The organism is Streptomyces sp. NBC_00829 (assembly GCF_045161795.1).
In the GTDB taxonomy this organism is placed as follows: Bacteria; Actinomycetota; Actinomycetes; order Streptomycetales; family Streptomycetaceae; genus Streptomyces.
Genome location: NZ_CP108867.1, coordinates 5,146,853 through 5,164,239 on the forward strand (window position 1 = coordinate 5,146,853; position 17,387 = coordinate 5,164,239).

14 protein-coding genes and 1 tRNA gene are annotated in these 17,387 nt (G+C 69.4%); 12 read left to right on the top strand and 3 right to left on the bottom strand.

Going from position 1 to position 17,387, the window contains the following annotated elements; genetic code table 11:
- The first annotated feature begins 183 nt into the window (after nt 1-183).
- The 10 genes from OG293_RS22715 to OG293_RS22760 all read left to right on the top strand — a co-directional run bounded on the left by OG293_RS22715 (nt 184) and on the right by OG293_RS22760 (nt 9,880).
- Nucleotides 184-1,305: a TIGR03364 family FAD-dependent oxidoreductase gene (locus OG293_RS22715; RefSeq protein WP_406000617.1), complete on the top strand. Its 1,122-nt coding sequence runs from the start codon at nt 184-186 to the stop codon at nt 1,303-1,305.
- A 5-nt stretch (nt 1,306-1,310) separates the two neighbouring features.
- Complete coding sequence (locus tag OG293_RS22720; protein ID WP_406000618.1) at nt 1,311-2,078, top strand: phosphonatase-like hydrolase; 768 nt, start codon at nt 1,311-1,313, stop codon at nt 2,076-2,078.
- Nucleotides 2,075-3,130 carry an ABC transporter ATP-binding protein gene (locus tag OG293_RS22725; protein WP_406000619.1) on the top strand — a complete coding sequence of 352 codons (1,056 nt, stop codon included), beginning with the start codon at nt 2,075-2,077 and terminating at the stop codon, nt 3,128-3,130. Before OG293_RS22720 ends, OG293_RS22725 begins: the two co-directional genes overlap by 4 nt.
- 244 nt (nt 3,131-3,374) lie before the next feature.
- A complete protein-coding gene (locus tag OG293_RS22730) occupies nt 3,375-4,247 on the top strand; it encodes a 2-aminoethylphosphonate ABC transporter permease subunit (RefSeq protein WP_406003685.1) in 873 nt (290 codons plus the stop codon).
- A complete protein-coding gene (locus OG293_RS22735) occupies nt 4,234-5,031 on the top strand; it encodes an ABC transporter permease (RefSeq protein WP_406000620.1) in 798 nt (265 codons plus the stop codon). Before OG293_RS22730 ends, OG293_RS22735 begins: the two co-directional genes overlap by 14 nt.
- A gap of 14 nt (nt 5,032-5,045) precedes the next feature.
- Complete coding sequence (locus OG293_RS22740; RefSeq protein WP_406000621.1) at nt 5,046-6,101, top strand: 2-aminoethylphosphonate ABC transporter substrate-binding protein; 1,056 nt, start codon at nt 5,046-5,048, stop codon at nt 6,099-6,101.
- A 229-nt stretch (nt 6,102-6,330) separates the two neighbouring features.
- Nucleotides 6,331-7,110: an HAD-IIA family hydrolase gene (locus OG293_RS22745; protein WP_406000622.1), complete on the top strand. Its 780-nt coding sequence runs from the start codon at nt 6,331-6,333 to the stop codon at nt 7,108-7,110.
- Nucleotides 7,111-7,237: 127 nt separating this feature from the next.
- Nucleotides 7,238-7,843 carry a hypothetical protein gene (locus tag OG293_RS22750; protein ID WP_406000623.1) on the top strand — a complete coding sequence of 202 codons (606 nt, stop codon included), beginning with the start codon at nt 7,238-7,240 and terminating at the stop codon, nt 7,841-7,843.
- Nucleotide 7,844: 1 nt separating this feature from the next.
- Nucleotides 7,845-8,498, top strand: a complete 654-nt coding sequence (locus OG293_RS22755; RefSeq protein WP_406000624.1) for a class F sortase — start codon at nt 7,845-7,847, stop codon at nt 8,496-8,498.
- A 371-nt stretch (nt 8,499-8,869) separates the two neighbouring features.
- Nucleotides 8,870-9,880 carry a glycoside hydrolase family 6 protein gene (locus OG293_RS22760; RefSeq protein WP_406000625.1) on the top strand — a complete coding sequence of 337 codons (1,011 nt, stop codon included), beginning with the start codon at nt 8,870-8,872 and terminating at the stop codon, nt 9,878-9,880.
- Nucleotides 9,881-9,967: 87 nt separating this feature from the next.
- On the opposite strand, the gene OG293_RS22765 is transcribed toward OG293_RS22760, so the two are convergent.
- The 3 genes from OG293_RS22765 to OG293_RS22775 form a co-directional block, all read right to left on the bottom strand.
- Nucleotides 9,968-11,923: a galactose oxidase-like domain-containing protein gene (locus OG293_RS22765; protein WP_406000626.1), complete on the bottom strand. Its 1,956-nt coding sequence runs from the start codon at nt 11,921-11,923 to the stop codon at nt 9,968-9,970.
- On the bottom strand, nt 11,920-13,839 hold the full coding sequence (locus OG293_RS22770; protein ID WP_406000627.1) for a glycosyltransferase family 2 protein: 1,920 nt from the start codon (nt 13,837-13,839) through the stop codon (nt 11,920-11,922). Before OG293_RS22770 ends, OG293_RS22765 begins: the two co-directional genes overlap by 4 nt.
- A gap of 447 nt (nt 13,840-14,286) precedes the next feature.
- Nucleotides 14,287-14,360, bottom strand: a tRNA-Lys gene (locus tag OG293_RS22775).
- 146 nt (nt 14,361-14,506) lie between these two features.
- On the opposite strand from OG293_RS22775, the gene OG293_RS22780 reads away from it, so the two are divergent.
- Both OG293_RS22780 and OG293_RS22785 read left to right on the top strand, forming a co-directional pair.
- Complete coding sequence (locus OG293_RS22780) at nt 14,507-15,910, top strand: peptidoglycan-binding protein (protein WP_406000628.1); 1,404 nt, start codon at nt 14,507-14,509, stop codon at nt 15,908-15,910.
- A gap of 206 nt (nt 15,911-16,116) precedes the next feature.
- Nucleotides 16,117-17,271 carry an SPFH domain-containing protein gene (locus tag OG293_RS22785; protein WP_406000629.1) on the top strand — a complete coding sequence of 385 codons (1,155 nt, stop codon included), beginning with the start codon at nt 16,117-16,119 and terminating at the stop codon, nt 17,269-17,271.
- Nucleotides 17,272-17,387: the final 116 nt, after the last annotated feature.

Sequence of the window (17,387 nt, forward strand, 5' to 3'; positions counted from 1 at the left end):
GTTCCCAGGAACGGCAAGCCGGGTCCCGGGAACCAGCCCGGTGGACGCCATGCGCAGGGCCCTCTGGACACCCCCCTTCGATCACGAGAAGGTAACGGGTCTGGGCCAAGTGTGATGGCCCGTTCACCGTCCCGTTGCCGACCGGCCCCGAGCGGGACACCAACTCCCAGGAGCGTTGCCGTCGTGAGAGTCATCGTCGTAGGAGCAGGCGTGGTGGGAACCATGCACGCCTGGCACGCAGTGGAACGCGGCCACGAGGTCGTTCAGATCGAGCGCGAGAGCGAGGCGCGGGGCGCGAGTCTGCGCAATTTCGGCCAGATATGGGTCAGTGGACGTGCGAGCGGCGCTGAGCTCGAAACCGCCCTGCGCGCACGTGAGTTGTGGGAGGCCATCGGCGCACGCGTGCCCGGGCTCGGCTTCCGGGCCATCGGCTCGCTCACTCCCGTACGCAACGAGCTGGAGCTCGCCGTGGCCGAGGCCGCCGTCGCGCGTCCCGACGCGGCCGCCCGTGGCTACAAGCTGGTGACCGCCTCCGAGGCGCGGGTCATCAACCCCGCGCTCCGCGGCACGTTCACCGCAGCGCTGTGGTGCGAGCGCGACGCCGCCGTCGAACCGCGGCCCGCGCAGCTGGCCCTGAAGGAGGCCCTGCTCGCCTCCGGCCGGTACACCTACCTCGGTGGGCGCGAGGTCCGCGAGGTGCTGGGCCGGGGTGCCGTCCGCGACGACCACGGCGATACGCACATCGGTGACGCCGTCGTCCTCTGCCCGGGCGCGGCGCTGTCCGGTCTCGTCCGCGAGCTCGCCCCCGACCTGCCCGTGCGCCGCGTCCGGCTGCAGATGATGCAGACCGACCCGCTCGGTGAAGCGCTCACCACGTCGGTCGCCGACGCCGACAGCTTCCGCTACTACCCGGCGTATGCGAGTGAGGCCCTGGACACCCTCAACGCCGGGCAGGCCCAGGCGCCGACCGCCGCCGCGCACAAGATGCAGCTGCTGATGGTGCAGCGCCACGACGGCGGACTGACGATCGGCGACACCCACGAGTACGAGCACCCCTTCGCCTTCGACACGCTCGAGGACCCGTACGAGCACCTCACGGAGGTCGTCGAGTCCTTCATCGGAAGGCCGCTGCCGCGGATCCGCCGCCGCTGGGCCGGGGTTTACGCACAGTGCGCCGACACCAGCCGCGTCGTGCACCGGGAGCAGGTGCGCGACGGCGTGTGGCTGGTGACCGGGCCGGGCGGGCGCGGGATGACGTGCTCGCCCGCCATTGCCGAGACGACCGCGAACGAACTGGGCTGGTGAGAGGGATGACCGAGCAGATGACCCATCGGGCGAGCGAGCAGACGACCCATCGCACGGGCGAGCAGACGACCTCCGGCGAGCGGAGCACCGGTCACACGGCCGGACAGAAGCTCGTCGTGCTGGACATGGCGGGTACCACCGTCGCCGACGGAGGCCTGGTCGAGCAGGCCTTCACCGCCGCGGCCGAGCGGCTCGGCGAGGACCCCACGACGATGATCGACTACGTTTGCGCCACGATGGGGGAGTCGAAGATCTCCGTCTTCCGCCATCTCTTCGGAGGTGACGAAGCGCGTGCCCGGCAGGCGAACGCCGCCTTCGAGGCGGCGTACGGAGAGCTGGTCGACAGCGGGCGGATCGCCGCCCTCCCCGGCGCGGAGGAGGCCATCGGGGAGCTGGTCTCCCAGGGCCGTACGGTCGTGCTGACCACCGGCTTCGCCCGCGTCACCCAGGACGCGATCCTTGCCGCGCTGGGCTGGCAGGACCTGGTCTCCCTCACGCTCTGCCCGGCCGACGCCGGAGGCCGGGGCCGTCCCTGCCCGGACATGGTCCTTGCCGCCTTCCTGCGCACCGGGGCGGTGGACGACGTACGGCACATCGCGGTCGCGGGCGACACCTCGTACGACATGCTCAGCGGGGTGCGCTCGGGTGCCGGCGTCGTGGCGGGCGTCCTGACCGGCGCGCATGACAAGCATCAGCTGGAGACGCACGGAGCGACCCATGTGCTGGGCTCCGTCGTGGAGTTGCCGGGCCTTCTCGCGGCGGGGCACCGATGACGAGCGGCATCCGCTTCGAGGGGGTGTCGGTCGCGTACGGGAAGAACGTGGTGCTCGACTCGCTCGACCTCACCGTCGAACCCGGCGAGGTCATGGCGCTGCTCGGCCCGTCCGGCTCCGGCAAGACGACCGCGCTGCGGGCGGTTGCGGGCTTTGTGCGGCCGGTGTCCGGGCGGGTGTTCATCGGCGGCAGCGATGTCACCGGGCTGCCGCCGTACCGGCGGGGCATCGGGATGGTGGTCCAGCAGTACGCGCTCTTCCCGCACATGAAGGTCTCCGAGAACGTGGCCTTCGGGCTCAGGGCGCAGAAGGCACCGAAGCGCGACATACCCGCGCGGGTCGCCGAGGCGCTGGAGATGACGGGGATGGCGGCGTACGCGGACCGGCATCCGCGTGAGCTGTCCGGCGGGCAGCAGCAGCGCGTCGCCATCGCGCGGGCGCTGGCCATCCGGCCCAACGTGCTGCTGCTCGACGAGCCGCTGTCCGCGCTCGACGCGCAGCTCCGGTCCGGGATGCTCACCGAACTCGCCAGGCTCCACCGCGAGTTGCCCGAGGTTTCCATCCTGTACGTCACCCACGACCAGGTCGAGGCGCTGACGCTCGCGGACCGTATCGCCGTGATGGACCGGGCGCGGCTGCGGGATTGCGGAACGCCGCAGGAGCTGTACCGCCGGCCGCGTACGCAGTTCACGGCGTCGTTCGTCGGCAACGCGAATCTGCTGCCGGTGACGGTGGGAGCAGGGACGGTCTGCCTCGACGGGGCCGAACTCCGGGTCCCCACCGCGGAGGTGGCACCGGGGGCCACGGCGACGCTGTGCGTCCGCCCGCACCTGGTCGGCCTCGGGGACGGCCCGAACGCCCTGCGCGGCACGATCGCGGAGGTCCAGTGGCGCGGCTCGACACACCGGCTCTCTGTGGACATCGGCGGCCACCGGGTGAAGGCCGACGTCCGCGAACTGCGGGAGACCCCGGCCCTGGGCGCGGAGGTCACGGTGCACTTCGCACCGGAGGACGCGGTGCTGCTGGAGGCGGGGGTGACACCGGATGTCTGACCCGAAGCCGCCCTCCGCCGCGGCTGCCCTTCCCGGGACCGGCGGGCGTGCGACCCCGGGCGCACCGCTGCGTCCGGCGCGCGGCCAAGGCCCGCCCCGAACCTGGTCCGGGGCCGCGCCCGGTCCACAGAGGCCAGGCCCGCACCACCCGCACGGCTCCGCGGCCGACGGGCCCACAAGTCAGTACCCGCACCTCGCGCCCCAGCCGTCCCAGGGAGACAGACTTCCCGCGCCCCGGCCCCGGCTGTCCCGAGCCGACGGGCATCCCCCGCCCCCACCGCACACCGCCCCGCCCGACGCGCCCGCGAGGCCCCGACGGGCCGTGCCTGCGTGGGTCTGGATCCTTCCCCCCGTGGCCGTCCTCGCCCTCGTCTTCCTCTATCCCCTCGCCCTCGTGGTCCAGGAGTCCCTCGCCCCCGGCGCCTACTCCTCCGTCTTCGCCTCCGGGTCCTTCCGCGACGCCCTCACCACCACCGTCTGGCTGGCCCTCGGCTCCACCGCCGGGTGCCTCGTCCTCGGGTTCACCCTCGCCCTGGTCATCGCCTTCGTCCCCTTCCCCGGCGCCAAGGCCGTCGCCAAGTTCATCGACGTCTTCCTCTCCTTTCCCTCCTTCCTCATCACGCTCGCGCTGCTCTTCGTCTACGGCACGGTCGGGATGGCCAACGGCGTGTGGACGGACGTCACCGGGGCCGCCGAAGGGCCGTTCCACTTCCTCACCACGCCCTGGGGCGTCCTGCTCGCCGAGGTCACCTACTTCACGCCCTTTGTGATGCGCCCGCTGCTCGCCGCCTTCTCACAGCTCGACACCGCTCAGCTGGAGGTCGCTTCCTCGCTCGGCGCGCGGCCCGGGCGGATCGTGCGGAGGGTGATCCTGCCCGAGGCGCTGCCCGCGCTCGCCGCCGGCGGGAGTCTCGTGCTCGTCATGTGCCTCAACGAGTTCGGCATCGTGCTGTTCACCGGGGCCAAGGGCGTCACCACCCTCCCCATGCTCGTCTACGGCAAGGCGATCCTTGAGTCCGACTACCCGGCCGCCTGCGTCGTGGCCGTCGTCAATATCGCCATCTCCGTGGGCCTTTACAGCCTCTACCGAATGGTCAGCCGCCGTGTTGGTGCATAGCCGCAAGGGAAAATGGGCGCTCTGGGCGCTCTTCCTCGTCCTCTTCCTGCCGCTGTTCGCGCTGCCGCTGCTCGTCATCGTCACCGCGTCGTTCTCGACGCACTGGTCCGGCGCCTTCCCCTCCGGACCGACGACCGGTCACTACAGCGCTGCCGTACGCGGCGAGTCCCTCCAGGCGCTCACCACCAGCCTGGTCACCGCCGTGACGGCCAGCCTGCTGGCCCTCGCCGTCGGCAGTTGGGCCGCCCTGTCGGCCGCAGCGCTCAACAAGCGCGGGCGGCGCGCGCTCGACGCGCTGTTCATGCTGCCCGTCGCCGTCCCTTCCGTCGTCGTCGGCCTGGCGATCCTCGTCGCCTTCTCCAAGCCGCCGATGCTGCTCAACGGAACACGCTGGATCGTGATCCTGGCGCACACCGTCCTTGTCACGGCGTTCGCCTTCCAGTCGGTCGCGGCGGCCATCGTGCGTCTCGACCCGATGTACGAGCAGGCGGCGGCCAGCCTCGGCGCCCGCCCCTCGTACGTCCTGTTCCGGGTGAGGATCCTGCTGCTGCTGCCGTCCCTGAACGCGGCCGCGGGGCTCTGCTTCGCCCTGTCCATGGGCGAGTTGAGCGCCACGATGATGCTCTATCCGCCCGACTGGATGCCGCTCCCGGTGCAGATCTTCACCGCCACCGACCGCGGCTCACTGTTCACAGGATCGGCCGTCGCGGTCGTCCTGATGGGCACGACGCTGCTCGTGCTGCTCGCCGTATCCCGTATCCGCACCAATGCCTCGTACCGCTAGGAGAGCACAACGCCATGCACAGAATCCTCAAGCCGATCGCCGTCGTCGTCGGAAGCCTCGCCCTCGCCGCCTCCCTCACCGCCTGCGGCGGGGACGCTGCCGCCGATGAGAAGGTCGTCACCGTCTACAGCGCCGACGGCCTCAAGGGCGAGAAGGGCGACGGCTGGTACGACCGGGTCTTCAAGGACTTCGAGAAGGAGACCGGCATCAAGGTCAAGTACGTGGAGGGCGGCTCCGGCGAGATGGTGCAGCGCGCCGTCCGCGAGAAGGCCAACACCCAGGCCGATGTCCTTGTCACCCTCCCGCCCTTCATCCAGCAGGCCGACTCCAAGGGACTGCTCCAGTCGTACGTCCCCAAGGGCGCCGAGCAGGTCGACGGCGGCGACAAGTCGTCCGACGGCAAGTGGATCTCGGTCGTCAACAACTACTTCGGGTTCATCTACAACAAGCAGGAGCTGAAGAGCGCGCCCACCACCTGGGAGCAGCTCCTGGAGGGGAAGTACAAGGACAAGCTCCAGTACTCCACGCCCGGCGTCGCGGGCGACGGTACCGCGGTCGTCATCAAGGCGATGCACGACTTCGGCGGCAAGGAGCCGGCGATGGAGTATCTGAAGAAGCTCCAGTCCAACAACGTCGGCCCGTCCTCCTCCACCTCCAAGCTCGCGCCCAAGGTCGACAAGGGTGAGATCCTCGTCGCCAACGGCGATGTGCAGATGAACTTCGCCCAGTCCAAGTCGATGCCGAACCTCGGCATCTGGTTCCCCGCCAAGGCCGGCGGCAGGCCCACCAGCTTCGCGCTGCCGTACGCCGCGGGTCTCCTCGCCAAGGGCCCCCACACCGAGAACGGCAAGAAGCTGCTCGACTTCATGCTCGGTGAGAAGGCGCAGAAGCAGGTCAGTGAGATCGGCGGCGGCTTCTCGGCGCGCGGCGACGTCAAGGCCACCGACGCCAACGCCATCGCCCTTGTGAAGATCATGGACGGCGTCGAGCTGTTCGAGCCGGACTGGAAGGACGTCGACAAGAACCTTCCGTCGTACGTCGACGCGTGGAAGTCCGCGACCGGCAGCTGACCCCGACTGCCTTCCGTCCCCCGCCGTGGCATCACGGAACCATAACGGGTACGGACCGACATCCATCCGGAGAATCGGGAGATCCCCTGTGCACCGCCCGCCTCCGGCATCCGGCGGTGGGGGATCTGCGGGGTCGAGGTCACCGCGCCCTTAGGCTGGGGGCGCCGCCACAGTGTTGTGGCGGCGTCCCCAGTACAGCGTGTTTCTTGTACGGCAGGAGTCCGCCCGCATGGCAGAGCGCAAGCCGATCGAATCCTGGCTCACCGACATGGACGGTGTCCTGATCCACGAAGGTGTGCCGATCCCGGGTGCGGACGCCTTCATCAAGAAGCTCAAGGAGACCGGGAAGCCTTTCCTGGTCCTCACCAACAACTCCATCTACACCGCGCGCGACCTGCACGCCCGGCTCGCCCGCATGGGCCTGGACGTGCCGGTCGAGAGCCTCTGGACCTCGGCCCTGGCGACCGCGAAGTTCTTGGACAACCAGCACCCCGGCGGCACCGCCTACGTCATCGGCGAGGCGGGTCTGACCACCGCGCTGCACGACATCGGCTACGTCCTCACCGACCACGACCCTGATTTTGTGATCCTCGGCGAAACGCGGACGTACTCATTCGAGGCGATGACCAAGGCCGTCCGCCTGATCAACAACGGGGCCCGCTTCATCGCCACCAACCCCGACGAGACCGGACCGTCCGCCGAGGGGGCGTTGCCCGCCACGGGGGCGGTCGCCGCGCTGATCACCAAGGCCACCGGCAAGGCCCCTTACTTCGTTGGCAAGCCGAACCCTCTGATGATGCGCACTGGACTGAACGCCATCGGAGCGCACTCGGAGACCTCCGCCATGATCGGTGACCGCATGGATACCGATGTCCTGGCAGGGCTTGAGGCTGGTATGGAAACGTTCCTGGTGCTCACAGGGTTGACGAGCAAGGCGGACATAGAGCGCTATCCGTTCCGCCCGACCAACGTCGTCGACTCGATCGCGGATCTCGTCGAGCGGATATGACCCACGGTCCCGCCCATTTGGTGTAACGCATTCGGGCAGGTCAGAGGCTCCCACGAGCCTCTGGCCCGCTCCAGCGGATGCGAAAACGCGCCAGACGCGTGAATCTTTCCGTATCAGGAGGTTCACGATGTGTTCAGGATTGATTGCTCTCCGTGCCGCAGGGGCCGCCGCCGTCCTGGTCCTGGCGCCCGCCACCGCCGCGTACGCGGGTGGCACGGCAAAAGCCGATGACACGGTGAAAGTCACGGTCTCCCCCTCCGGGGCGCTCCCGGGCAGCGCCGTCGAGCTCCATGTCTCGGGCTGCAAGGGCGCGACCGCGGCGGCCACGTCCCTGGTCTTCGCCACGGACATCGAGCTGACCGGCAGCAGCGGCGCGAAGGGCCTGACCGGTAGGACGAGGCTGAAAGCCTCCGTGCGCGCCGGGGCGTACGCCATCACCGTCACCTGTGACGGCCGAGACCACCCGGGATCGGGGCGGATCAAGATCGTCGAGGAGCTCTCGGCCCCGCCGACCTCGCACCCGCAGAAGACGCCGTCGCAGGAGTCGAGCCCGGTCGCACCGGTGCGCGCGGGCGGCGGCGGCACCGCGGTCCTCGCCGCGGGCACGGCGGACCGGGTCCAGGCGACGGGCCCCGGCACTCCGCACGCTGTGATCGGCCTCGTCCTCGCGGGCGTGGCGGCGGTCGCCGTGGCCTTCCGCAGCTCACGGCGGAGCCGCACGGACGCGGACTGACGTGTCCGCCGCCGAACGCTCGGCGGGGACCGGCCGGCTACTCGGCTCGCTCACCTGGGTGGTGCTTCTGCTCGGGCTGTGGCTCTGGGGCCGGGGCATGACCGACGGCGCCTCGGCGCCGGCCTCCGGGGACGTGGCCGCGGTCGGACCGCAGGGCACGCCCCTGCCACCCCCGCACGACCCGCTGGCGCCGGTCAGACCCGACCGGGTGGAGATACCCGCGATAGGCGTCAGGGCCCCCGTGGTCCCGCGCGGACTCGACGCGAGCGGCGCGGTCGACCCCCCTCCGTACGCCATGCCGGACACGGTCGGCTGGTACGACCGCGGTACGCAGCCGGGCGCGCCCGGGGCGGCGCTGCTCGTGGGCCACGTCGACACCGCCACGGAACCGGCCGTCTTCTACAGCCTCAGCACCGCCCGCCCGGGCCAGAAGATCCGGGTGACCCGGGCCGACGGCTCGGTAGCGGAGTTCACCATCGACGACATTCAGGTCTTCGGCCGGGACGGCTTCGATCCGCACAAGGTCTACGGGCCGCGCGAGGACGGGCGGGCGGAGTTGCGGCTGATCACCTGCGGCGGCACCTTCGACCGCGCGACGGGCACGTACGACGCGAACGTGGTGGTGTCGGCCTACCTCACCGCGGCGAGCCCATGAACGGCCAGGCCCGGCCGACGACACGCTCCCCCCGGAGCCGCCGGCCGGGCTGGTCCTCGACCGTGGGCGCACGGGCTGCGGGAGAAGCCCGGCACCGGCACGGGAGGGCTCTGGTGGTGCGGTGGCGCTCACCCGGGCCCGGGTCGTTGCCGACACTCTAGAGCCGGGAAGTGGTTTGGCCTAGGGAAACATGACGCCATGTCGCGAAGCGGTCGCCGTGCGTTCGCATCGCACGGGGCCCTGCGCATCCTTCGCGGATCGTGAGGGGATGCCTCGTGGTGGTCCTCGGCGGTGTGCCAGGATGGATTCGACCGGTCTTGTCCGGGAGAAGCCGGGGGGCGGATGCCGGCAAGTGCACCAAGGGGGAGTGGATGTACGGGAGTTCCACCGGGCGTGCCCGTCTGGGCGTGGCCGCGGCGGGTACGGCGGTACTGCTGCTCGCCGGTTGTTCCTCCGACGCCGACGGCGAGGACAAGAAGCCCGCGGTGAGCCAGCAGCCCAAGGCGAAAGACCCGTACTGGGTCAATCCCGAAGGAAAGGCCGCCCGGCAGGTCGCCGCCTACGAGAAGGACGGCGACGACAAGAACGCCGAGCTGATCAAGAGGATCGCCGAGCAGCCGGTCGGTGAGTGGATCGGCCCGGACAATCCGGAGGCCGAGGCCAAGGGATTCACCGAGGCGGCGGCCAAGGCCGACCGGGACGCCCTGCTGGTGCTCTACAACATCCCGCACCGTGACTGCGGACAGTTCTCCAAGGGCGGCGCCGCCGACGGCGATTCCTACCGGTCCTGGGTCGACAAGGTCGCCAAGGGCATCGGGGGCCGCCGGGCGACGGTGATCCTGGAGCCGGACGCGGTGCTGCACCTGGTGGACACCTGTACGCCCGAGGAGTTCCACGAGGAGCGCTTCGACCTGCTGAAGGGTGCGGTCGAGCGGCTGAAGAAGCAGCCGAAGACCAAGGTCTACCTGGACGCGGGCAACGCGGGCTGGTCCGAGCCCGACGCGCTCTTCGACCCGCTGCGCAGGGCCGGCCTCGCGGCGGCGGACGGCTTCTCCGTCAATGTCTCCAACTTCTTTCCGACGGCCGTGAGCAAGGACTTCGGCAAGAAGCTCTCCGCGAAGGTCGGCGGCAAGCACTTCGTCATCGACACCAGCCGCAACGGCAACGGCCCCTACACCGGCGGCGATCCCGCGGAGAACTGGTGCAATCCGCCGGGCCGCGCGCTGGGCGAGCCGCCGACCGCGACGACGGGCGACCCGCTCGTGGACGCCTATCTGTGGGTCAAGCGGCCGGGGGAGTCGGACGGCGAGTGCAAGGGCGGCCCCAAGGCGGGCGAGTGGTGGCCGGAGTACGCGCTCGGCCTGGCCCGCGCCGCGAAGTAACGGCCCGCGCCGCGAAGTAACGGCCCGCGCCGCGAAGTAACGGCACGGGGCGCGAAGTAATAGCGGGGGCGCGCAGTGCGTACGGTCCTACGGGACCTCGACCCAGACGCCCTTGGACGGCGTCCCCTTGCCGTCCGTCACGAAGAGCATGTACCAACCGGACGGCACCAGCGCCCGGTTCTTCGGCACGGTGACCTCGATCCCGTCTGCGGTCTTCTTCATGTCCAGCGCGATCGAGCGCTGATCGGTGTCCGTGACATGCGTGACCGCGCTCGGCCGTATCAGCTTCGCCGTCTTCACCGGACCGCCCTCGGACGTCACCTTGAACGTCCCCGTGCCACCGCGCTCGATGGACTTCGGGCCGCCGCTCACCACCGGCTTGGCGTCCCGGTAGACATACGGCGGGGTGTAGATCTCGATGCGCTGCTCGAAGACGCCCGGCTTGGTGTTGTCCTTGTCGGCGAAGAGCGAGTCCGAGCCGAAGATCATGACACGGCCGTCGGGCAGCAGGACCGAGCCGGAGTGGTAGTTGCGCCCCACCGCGGGGTCGGCGAGCCGCTTGTACGTGCCGGTCTTCGGGTCGTACCTGCGCGCCTGGAGGACGTTGGAGCCGCCGCGCCCGCGGTAGTCCGAGGAGCCGCCGGTGACCAGGACGGAGTCGTCCGGCATCAGCGAGGCGCTCGGGTAGCGGGTGCCCTTCTCCAGTGAGGCGCTGTCCTTGAAGCGGGGGCTGGCGGCCTTGAGGTCGACCAGGCGGGACTTCTCACTGGCCTTCTTGGACTCGCCGACGCCGCCGCCGCCGATGACCATGAACTTCTGGTCCTGCGCGGGCGGCAGCATGACCGTCGCCGAGGTCTCCATCCGGTCCGGGTCGCTCAGCCCGGGGATCACATCGAACTTGTTGGTCTTCAGATCCCAGACGCCCGGCTTACGGCCGACGTCGGCGGGGCCGTACCCGGCGTTGGAGCCGGAGTAGAAAAGTTTGCCGTTGTCCATCAGGAAGATCGCCGGGTAGGTGGGGAACTTCCTGATGATCCCGGTGTACTTCCACGTCTTGGTCTTCGGGTCGTAGATCTCGTCCTTGCCGGGGACGATCTGCCCGATCTCGTCGAGGCCGGAGAGCGAGAGGACCTTGCCGTCCTTGAGGGTGGTCAGCGTGGGGTACCAGCGGGCCTCGTTCATCGGGTCGACGGTGATGTACTTCTCCGCGACCGGGTCGAACTCGTAGGCCTCCTTGATGCCCTGGAAGTCCTTCTTGTCGAGGGCGAGCTTCTGCGCTATCCCGTAGACGTTGCGGGCGTCGGAGCCGGACAGGCCCTGTACGCGGTAGTTGTCCTCGGTGCCGGTCTCGTGGTCCGTACCGGACTTCTCGGCCTCGACATAGATCCGGCCGAGCCCGGCCTCCGTCCGCAGGAACTTGCCGGTGGCCGGGTCGAAGATCTTCTTTGCCTTCTCGACCAGGACCGGGTCCTTGGAGACGAACGTCTTGCCGTTCTTCTTGCCGGTGAACTTGGTTCCCGCGGGCAGGGTCTTGGGCTCGTCCGGGTCCTCGTTGTGCACGACCATCAGTCCGCCGGCCTTGGTGGCGTCGCCCTTGAGCTTCTCGTACCGCTTGGTGCCGCCCGCGATCAGCAGCTTTCCGTCGGGCAGCTGGGTGTGCCCGGCACAGAACATGTCCTTGGGCGTCGGGATCTTCTTGAAGTCGCCGGTCTTCGGGTCCCACAGCACCGACTCGAACTTCTTCGCGTCGAAGTTCTTCTGGTTGTTGCCCGATCCGGCGATCAGCAGCACCTTGCCGGTGTGCAGCAGCGCGGCGTGAATCGAGTTGATCCTGTACTCGGCCGGGACGTCGAGGAAGTCCCAGTGGCCGTTGGCCGCCTTGTACTCCGGCTTGTTGATCTTGTAGTCGTGGTACTGCTCGGAGCCGAACCGCCACATCGCGGGTCCGTTGAACCCGGCCACCGCGACGATGACCGCGGCACCGATCGCTATCCGGCGGGCCCTGTTCTTGCGGTGGTTCGGCCGGACGGGCAGCGTGCTCATTTCTTACGTCCCCCAAGGGCGATCTGCATGGTCTGGTCTGCGGCGGTTCCGGGCCGCTGCTGCGGCACCTTCCCCGGCTGCCGGGCCGGCGGCTGCCCGCCGCCGCGCCGCCTTCGGCGCTTCTTCTTCTCGGCCCGGACGCCGTGCTGCCAGGCGAAGATGGGCGCCGCCGTGATCAGCAGGGCCAGCGTGGCCCAGGTGATCATCGCCGGATGGCTGTGCCCGTTGAAGAACGAGGCACCGAGCGATCCGCCGAAGACGAGGATGAAGAAGAGGTGGATCCGGAACGTGCCGAAGAGGGTGTCCGGGCTGGAGGAGTCGCCCTTGGGGGTCACGACGAACTTGCTCTTGCGGCGCAGTACGGCGTCCATCAGCGAGCGTGCGTAGATCGGCGCGGAGAGCGCGGACATCACCATGCCCGCGAGCCCGCCGGAGCCCTCGGGCTCGTGCGGCGAGACGTTGTGGCGGCGGTTCCAGATGTAGAGGCCGATCTGGAGGGCCGAGGCGTTGCCGTACAGCATCATCCAGATCGCGGGGTCGATCTGTACACCCGAGGCGCCCATGCCCAGGAACAGCGCACAGCTCAGTGCCGCCAGGATCCAGTTGAGGGCGGACATCGGGTAGAAGATGATCATCATGGTGTAGTTGAAGAGCTTGCCCGCGGGCAGCGAGTAGAAGCCCTTCCAGTACTGCTTGAGGATCGTCTCGTACGTGCCGCGGGACCAGCGCAGCTGCTGGGTGAAGAAGTCGGTCCATGCCGAGGGGCCCTCACCGACGGCCAGCACGTCCGGGGTGTAGACCGAGCGCCACTTGTTGCCCGAGTCGGGGTTCTTGGCGCGGTGCATCTCGAAGCCGGTGGCCATGTCCTCGGTGATCGAGTCGTACAGGCCGCCGATCTGCTTGATCGCCTTGATGCGTACGGCGTTGGAGGTGCCGACGAACATCGGCGCACCGTAGCGGTTGCCCGCGCGCTGGATCAGGGCGTGGAACAGGAACTGCTGGGACTCGGCGGCCTTGGTGACGAAGCTGTCGTAGTTGCCGTACACCTGCGGGCCGATGACGAAGCCGACGTCCGGGTCCCGGAAGTAACCGAGCATCCGCTCCAGATAGTTGGGCAGCGGGATGTGGTCGGTGTCGACCGAGGCGAAGAAGTCGTAGTTGTCGCCGTGCGCCTGGAGCCAGGCGTTGTAGTTGCCGTGCTTGGTCTTGGCCCGGTGCGCGCCCGTGGCCTGGTTCCAGTGCGGGACGCCCTTGCGGGAGAAGTGGTGCACGCCGAGCCGGGCGCACACCTCCTTGACGGCAGGGTCGTCGCCCTCGTCGAGCAGCCAGACGTGCATCAGCCCCCGGTGGCGGATTCTGACGGCCGCCTCCAGGGTCTTCGTCACCATCTCCAGGGGCTCCTTGCCCGGTACGAAGGAGGTGAGGAAGGCAACCTTGGTGCCGCTCTCGGGCACCACGGGGACCGGATCGCGTGCCACCAGCGTCGCGTGCGCGTTGGACAGGACGTTCATCGTGCGGAAGAGCTCGATCAGACCGATCGAGACCAGCATGACGATGTCGAGGATGAGCAGTGTGTCGTTCTTGAGGTTGGGGTCGCGCTCGGTCCAGTGCTGGGGCTGCATCAGCCAGGCGAACAGGCCCAGCGAGACCAGCGGCGCGGCTCCGAGCAGCAGGGCCGCCCGTATGCGGTGCGGCTCCTGTGAGAGCAGCGAGCGGTACTGCACTGTGTACGGCTTGGTGGGGTCGGGCTGGGTGAGGGGGCCGGCGAGTCGGCTGTAGTGCTCGTAGTCGTATCGGGGCAGCGCCTTTTTCGACCGCGGCCGGTGGCCGCCCGTGCGCAGATTGGCCGGTACCCGGAGCTGGGTCGTTCGGGAAGGGTCGTTGTGCTGCTCGGCGCCGCTCGGCGTCGACGTCATGAGTCATCCCCCCGCACGCATGCTGGCTGCGTGTGATGTGGTTTCGGTTCCTGCGTCCTGACCCCGGTCCCCCTCGACCAGTTGTCCTGGACAGATTCAGTGACCGGTCACTGTTCGCACAGACACGGAACAGTCACCGGTCGGTTGCATCATGCCCGTCGCATGTTCGGTTCGCGTACGGGGCCCCACCCCCGGCGACCGGCAACGGAACAATGCGTCTGTACTACCCCCAACTACGCGAAACGGATGCCCCATTGGAGGCAATGACTCCAGATAGGTTCTACGACCCTGGTCATGATCGCAAGGGTGAATCAAGATGGTATGCGGATAAATGTGCGATTTGAGGGACCCTTGCGAAGATCTGTGCGAGAGATCGAGGGGGGCTGAAAAGGACTGCAGGAACGACCGAGGCCCCCTCGCTGAACGTGAGGGGGCCTCGGTAATGCGTGCGCCGCCAGGGACTCGAACCCCGGACCCGCTGATTAAGAGTCAGCTGCTCTAACCAACTGAGCTAGCGGCGCCTGCTGACCTGGAGAACTCTACCGGACGGTGAGAGGTGCTCCTGACCATTATCTGATCGTTCCGGCCTGTCGAATCGTCTTTTATTACCGGCATTCCGTCAAAATGCGATCAAACGTGACGGTTGGATCAGTGACAGGGGCCACGTATGACCGTGCCGGTTTTCGAGGAGTTCGAGCCAGCAGCCGACTGCGCCTGTGCCGGGTGTGCCCAGCGGCGCCGGGCGCTGGCCGCGGGGCAGCACCCGGCGGCTCACGGCTGCCGCCGCGCACTCGCCCTGTTCACCGCGGCGGGTGTGGTGCTCGGCGGCGGGGCGGGCGCGGCGGCGGCGGACACGGCCGGCCTTGTCGTGGCCGGGTCCCTCGGGTCCCCGGCGGCGTCCGGTGGTGCCGTCGCCACGGCGGCCGTCGGCGTGTCCGGTGGCGCGGTCGCGTTTCCGGCCGCCGCCGACGCCGACGCCGACGCCGACGCCGACTACGACTACGACTACGACTACGACTACGACGATCACGACCCCCAGCCCACGACCGAGCAGGGCGGCATCGGCCCGCTGCACGGCAGGCCGCTGCCGGGGCCCCCGGGCAAGCCCGCGACGACCCCGGCGCCGCTGCGCCCGGTCACCCGCGCCGAGATCATCAACCGTGCCAAGCAGTGGGTGGCCGCCGAGGTCCCGTACAGCATGGAGGCGTACTGGTCCGACGGTTACCGTCAGGACTGCTCGGGCTATGTGTCGATGGCCTGGAACCTGGCGGGCAACGAATGGACCGGGAGCCTCTCGAAGTTCGCCACCAGGATCAAGCGCGAGGAGCTGGAGCCCGGCGACATCCTGCTCTTCCACAACCCGGACAATCCGACCAGGGGCTCGCACGTCACGATCTTCGGCGGCTGGGCGGACTACACGCACACCTACTACACGGCGTACGAGCAGACGAAGCCGAACACCCGCAAACAGGTCACGCCCATGGGGTACTGGACCAACGCCGACCGCTATGTGCCCTACCGCTACAACGGCCTTGTCCAGACGGCCACGGCCGGTGGCTCCACCTCCTTTGACGCCTATCCCGGCATGAGCTCCTTCGGTCCCGGCGCCAACAACGAGTACGTCACCAGGCTCGGCGACATGCTCATCGCCCGCGGCGGCAAGCGCTTCTACCCCAAGGGCTCCGGACCGGTCTGGGGCGCGGCCGACCGGCGGGCCACCCAGGCGTTCCAGATCGCCCAGGGCTGGACCGGCACGGACGCGGACGGGCTGCCGGGCGCCGAGACCTGGCGGCTGCTGGTGGCCAGGCAGGGCAAGAACATCCCGGCGGCCCGCGCGAACGGCCCCGGCGGTACGAGCGCGGCCAAGCCCCCGGACTACCCGGGGAGCGGGTTCTTCCGCCCCGGCCGGTCCGGCGCGCACGTCACCCAGCTCGGCCGGCAACTGGTCAAGCGCGGTTACGGCGCGCACTACACAGCGGGTCCGGGGGCACGCTGGGGCGAGTCGGACCGGCGCAATGTCGAGGCGTTCCAGCGTGCCCAGGGCTGGAGCGGAGTGGCGGCGGACGGATAGCCCGGGCCCGAGACCTGGCGCCGGGTCTTCGCCTGAGGCGGAGCCGGCCTGGCGAGGCGGGTCCGGACCGCGAGGGCGACTCTGCCCGGCGAGGCACGACCGGCCCGGCCGGGCCCGACGGCTTCGCCCGGCACCCGAACTCCGCCCGGCGCGCGGGCCTCCCCCCGAACTACGCAGCACGGAACACATCAGCAGAGGTGGCAGTCATGAACACCATGAGCTCGGAGCCCGACGGCGGCATTCCGGCCGACGGCCCGCGGCGCACCCCGGTCATCGCCCAGGAGGCGACCACCGAGATCCCGGTGCATCTTCTCTTCCGTGACGACGACTCCCAGCCGGTCGCCCTGCGCTCCGCCGTCGTCGGACGCCGACAGGGCACGGGCGAGCAGCCGAAGGTCGCACGCAGACCGGCGCCGCCGCATCCGGCCGCCGTGACGCGTCCCGCGCCGCCCGTCGATCCCGACCTGGCCGAGCGGCCCGCGTCCGTGCTGCCCGGCTGGACCGGACTGGTCGCCGGGGCGCTGGCGCTCGGTGGGATCGGCGCACTGCTGTGGGGGGCCGGGGCGGTGCCGGCCTCGGTGACGAAGCCGTTCGGGCTGACCCCGTACCCGTACCACGGCATCGGGATCGGCCTGTGGTGCCTGCTCGCCTTCGGAGTGCTCCTGGTGCTCTTCGCCTTCGGCGGGCTCGGCCGTGGACGGGTCGGATATGCCTGGGTGCTTTCCCTCTTCGGCGACTATCAGGGCACTGTGCGGCGTACGGGACTGGTGTGGGTGAGCCCGTTGGTGCTGCGCCGCCGCGTCGACGTACGGCTGCGCCACTGGCGCAGCGAGCCGATGCCCGCGGTCGACGCGGACGGGACCGCGCTGCGGGTCGTCGTTCTCGTGGTGTGGCGGGTGGCCGACACCGCGCGTGCCGTGCTCGCCGTAGAGGACCACGAGGAGTATCTGAGCGAGCAGGTCGAGTCGTCGATGGCGCGGGTGCTCTCCCAACTGCCCGCGGACGCCTTCCACGAGGACGCACCCACGCTGCGCGACGCGGAGGCGGTCGGGGACGCGCTGACCCGGATGCTGTCGGCGGAGTGCGCTCCGGTGGGGGTCGAGGTCTTCTCGGCGCAGCCGACGGGGATCGAGTACGCGCCGGAGGTGGCGGCCGCGATGCAGCGCAGACGGATCGCGGCGATCGACGCGAAGCACCGGGACAGTGTGCTGACATCCGTGGTGGACGCGGTGCACGACACGGTGGGCCGGCTGACCGCGCGGGGTCTCGTCGAGCTCGACGACTACGAGCGCAAGGCTCTGGTGAAGGACCTCACGGTCGCCTTCTACACCGCCCGTTCGGGGGCGGTGGAAGGTACGTGATTGGTCTGGACATGTTCAAGTTCCGTTAATACCCTGAGACTTGGTCTAGACCGGAACCCGTACCACCCCGCACGCGTGCAGCACGGCCCACAGAACTCCCCCACGTTCTCCTGGAG

Excerpts from the sequence above, each read along its gene's own strand:
- OG293_RS22750 (WP_406000623.1), top strand. The coding sequence starts at position 7,238 with ATGTGTTCAGGATTGATTGCTCTCCGTGCCGCAGGGGCCGCCGCCGTC.
- OG293_RS22720 (WP_406000618.1), top strand. The coding sequence starts at position 1,311 with ATGACCGAGCAGATGACCCATCGGGCGAGCGAGCAGACGACCCATCGC.
- OG293_RS22765 (WP_406000626.1), bottom strand. The coding sequence starts at position 11,923 with ATGAGCACGCTGCCCGTCCGGCCGAACCACCGCAAGAACAGGGCCCGC.
- OG293_RS22725 (WP_406000619.1), top strand. The coding sequence starts at position 2,075 with ATGACGAGCGGCATCCGCTTCGAGGGGGTGTCGGTCGCGTACGGGAAG.
- OG293_RS22745 (WP_406000622.1), top strand. The coding sequence starts at position 6,331 with ATGGCAGAGCGCAAGCCGATCGAATCCTGGCTCACCGACATGGACGGT.
- OG293_RS22770 (WP_406000627.1), bottom strand. The coding sequence starts at position 13,839 with ATGACGTCGACGCCGAGCGGCGCCGAGCAGCACAACGACCCTTCCCGA.
- OG293_RS22780 (WP_406000628.1), top strand. The coding sequence starts at position 14,507 with ATGACCGTGCCGGTTTTCGAGGAGTTCGAGCCAGCAGCCGACTGCGCC.
- OG293_RS22785 (WP_406000629.1), top strand. The coding sequence starts at position 16,117 with ATGAACACCATGAGCTCGGAGCCCGACGGCGGCATTCCGGCCGACGGC.
- OG293_RS22760 (WP_406000625.1), top strand. The coding sequence starts at position 8,870 with ATGTACGGGAGTTCCACCGGGCGTGCCCGTCTGGGCGTGGCCGCGGCG.
- OG293_RS22740 (WP_406000621.1), top strand. The coding sequence starts at position 5,046 with ATGCACAGAATCCTCAAGCCGATCGCCGTCGTCGTCGGAAGCCTCGCC.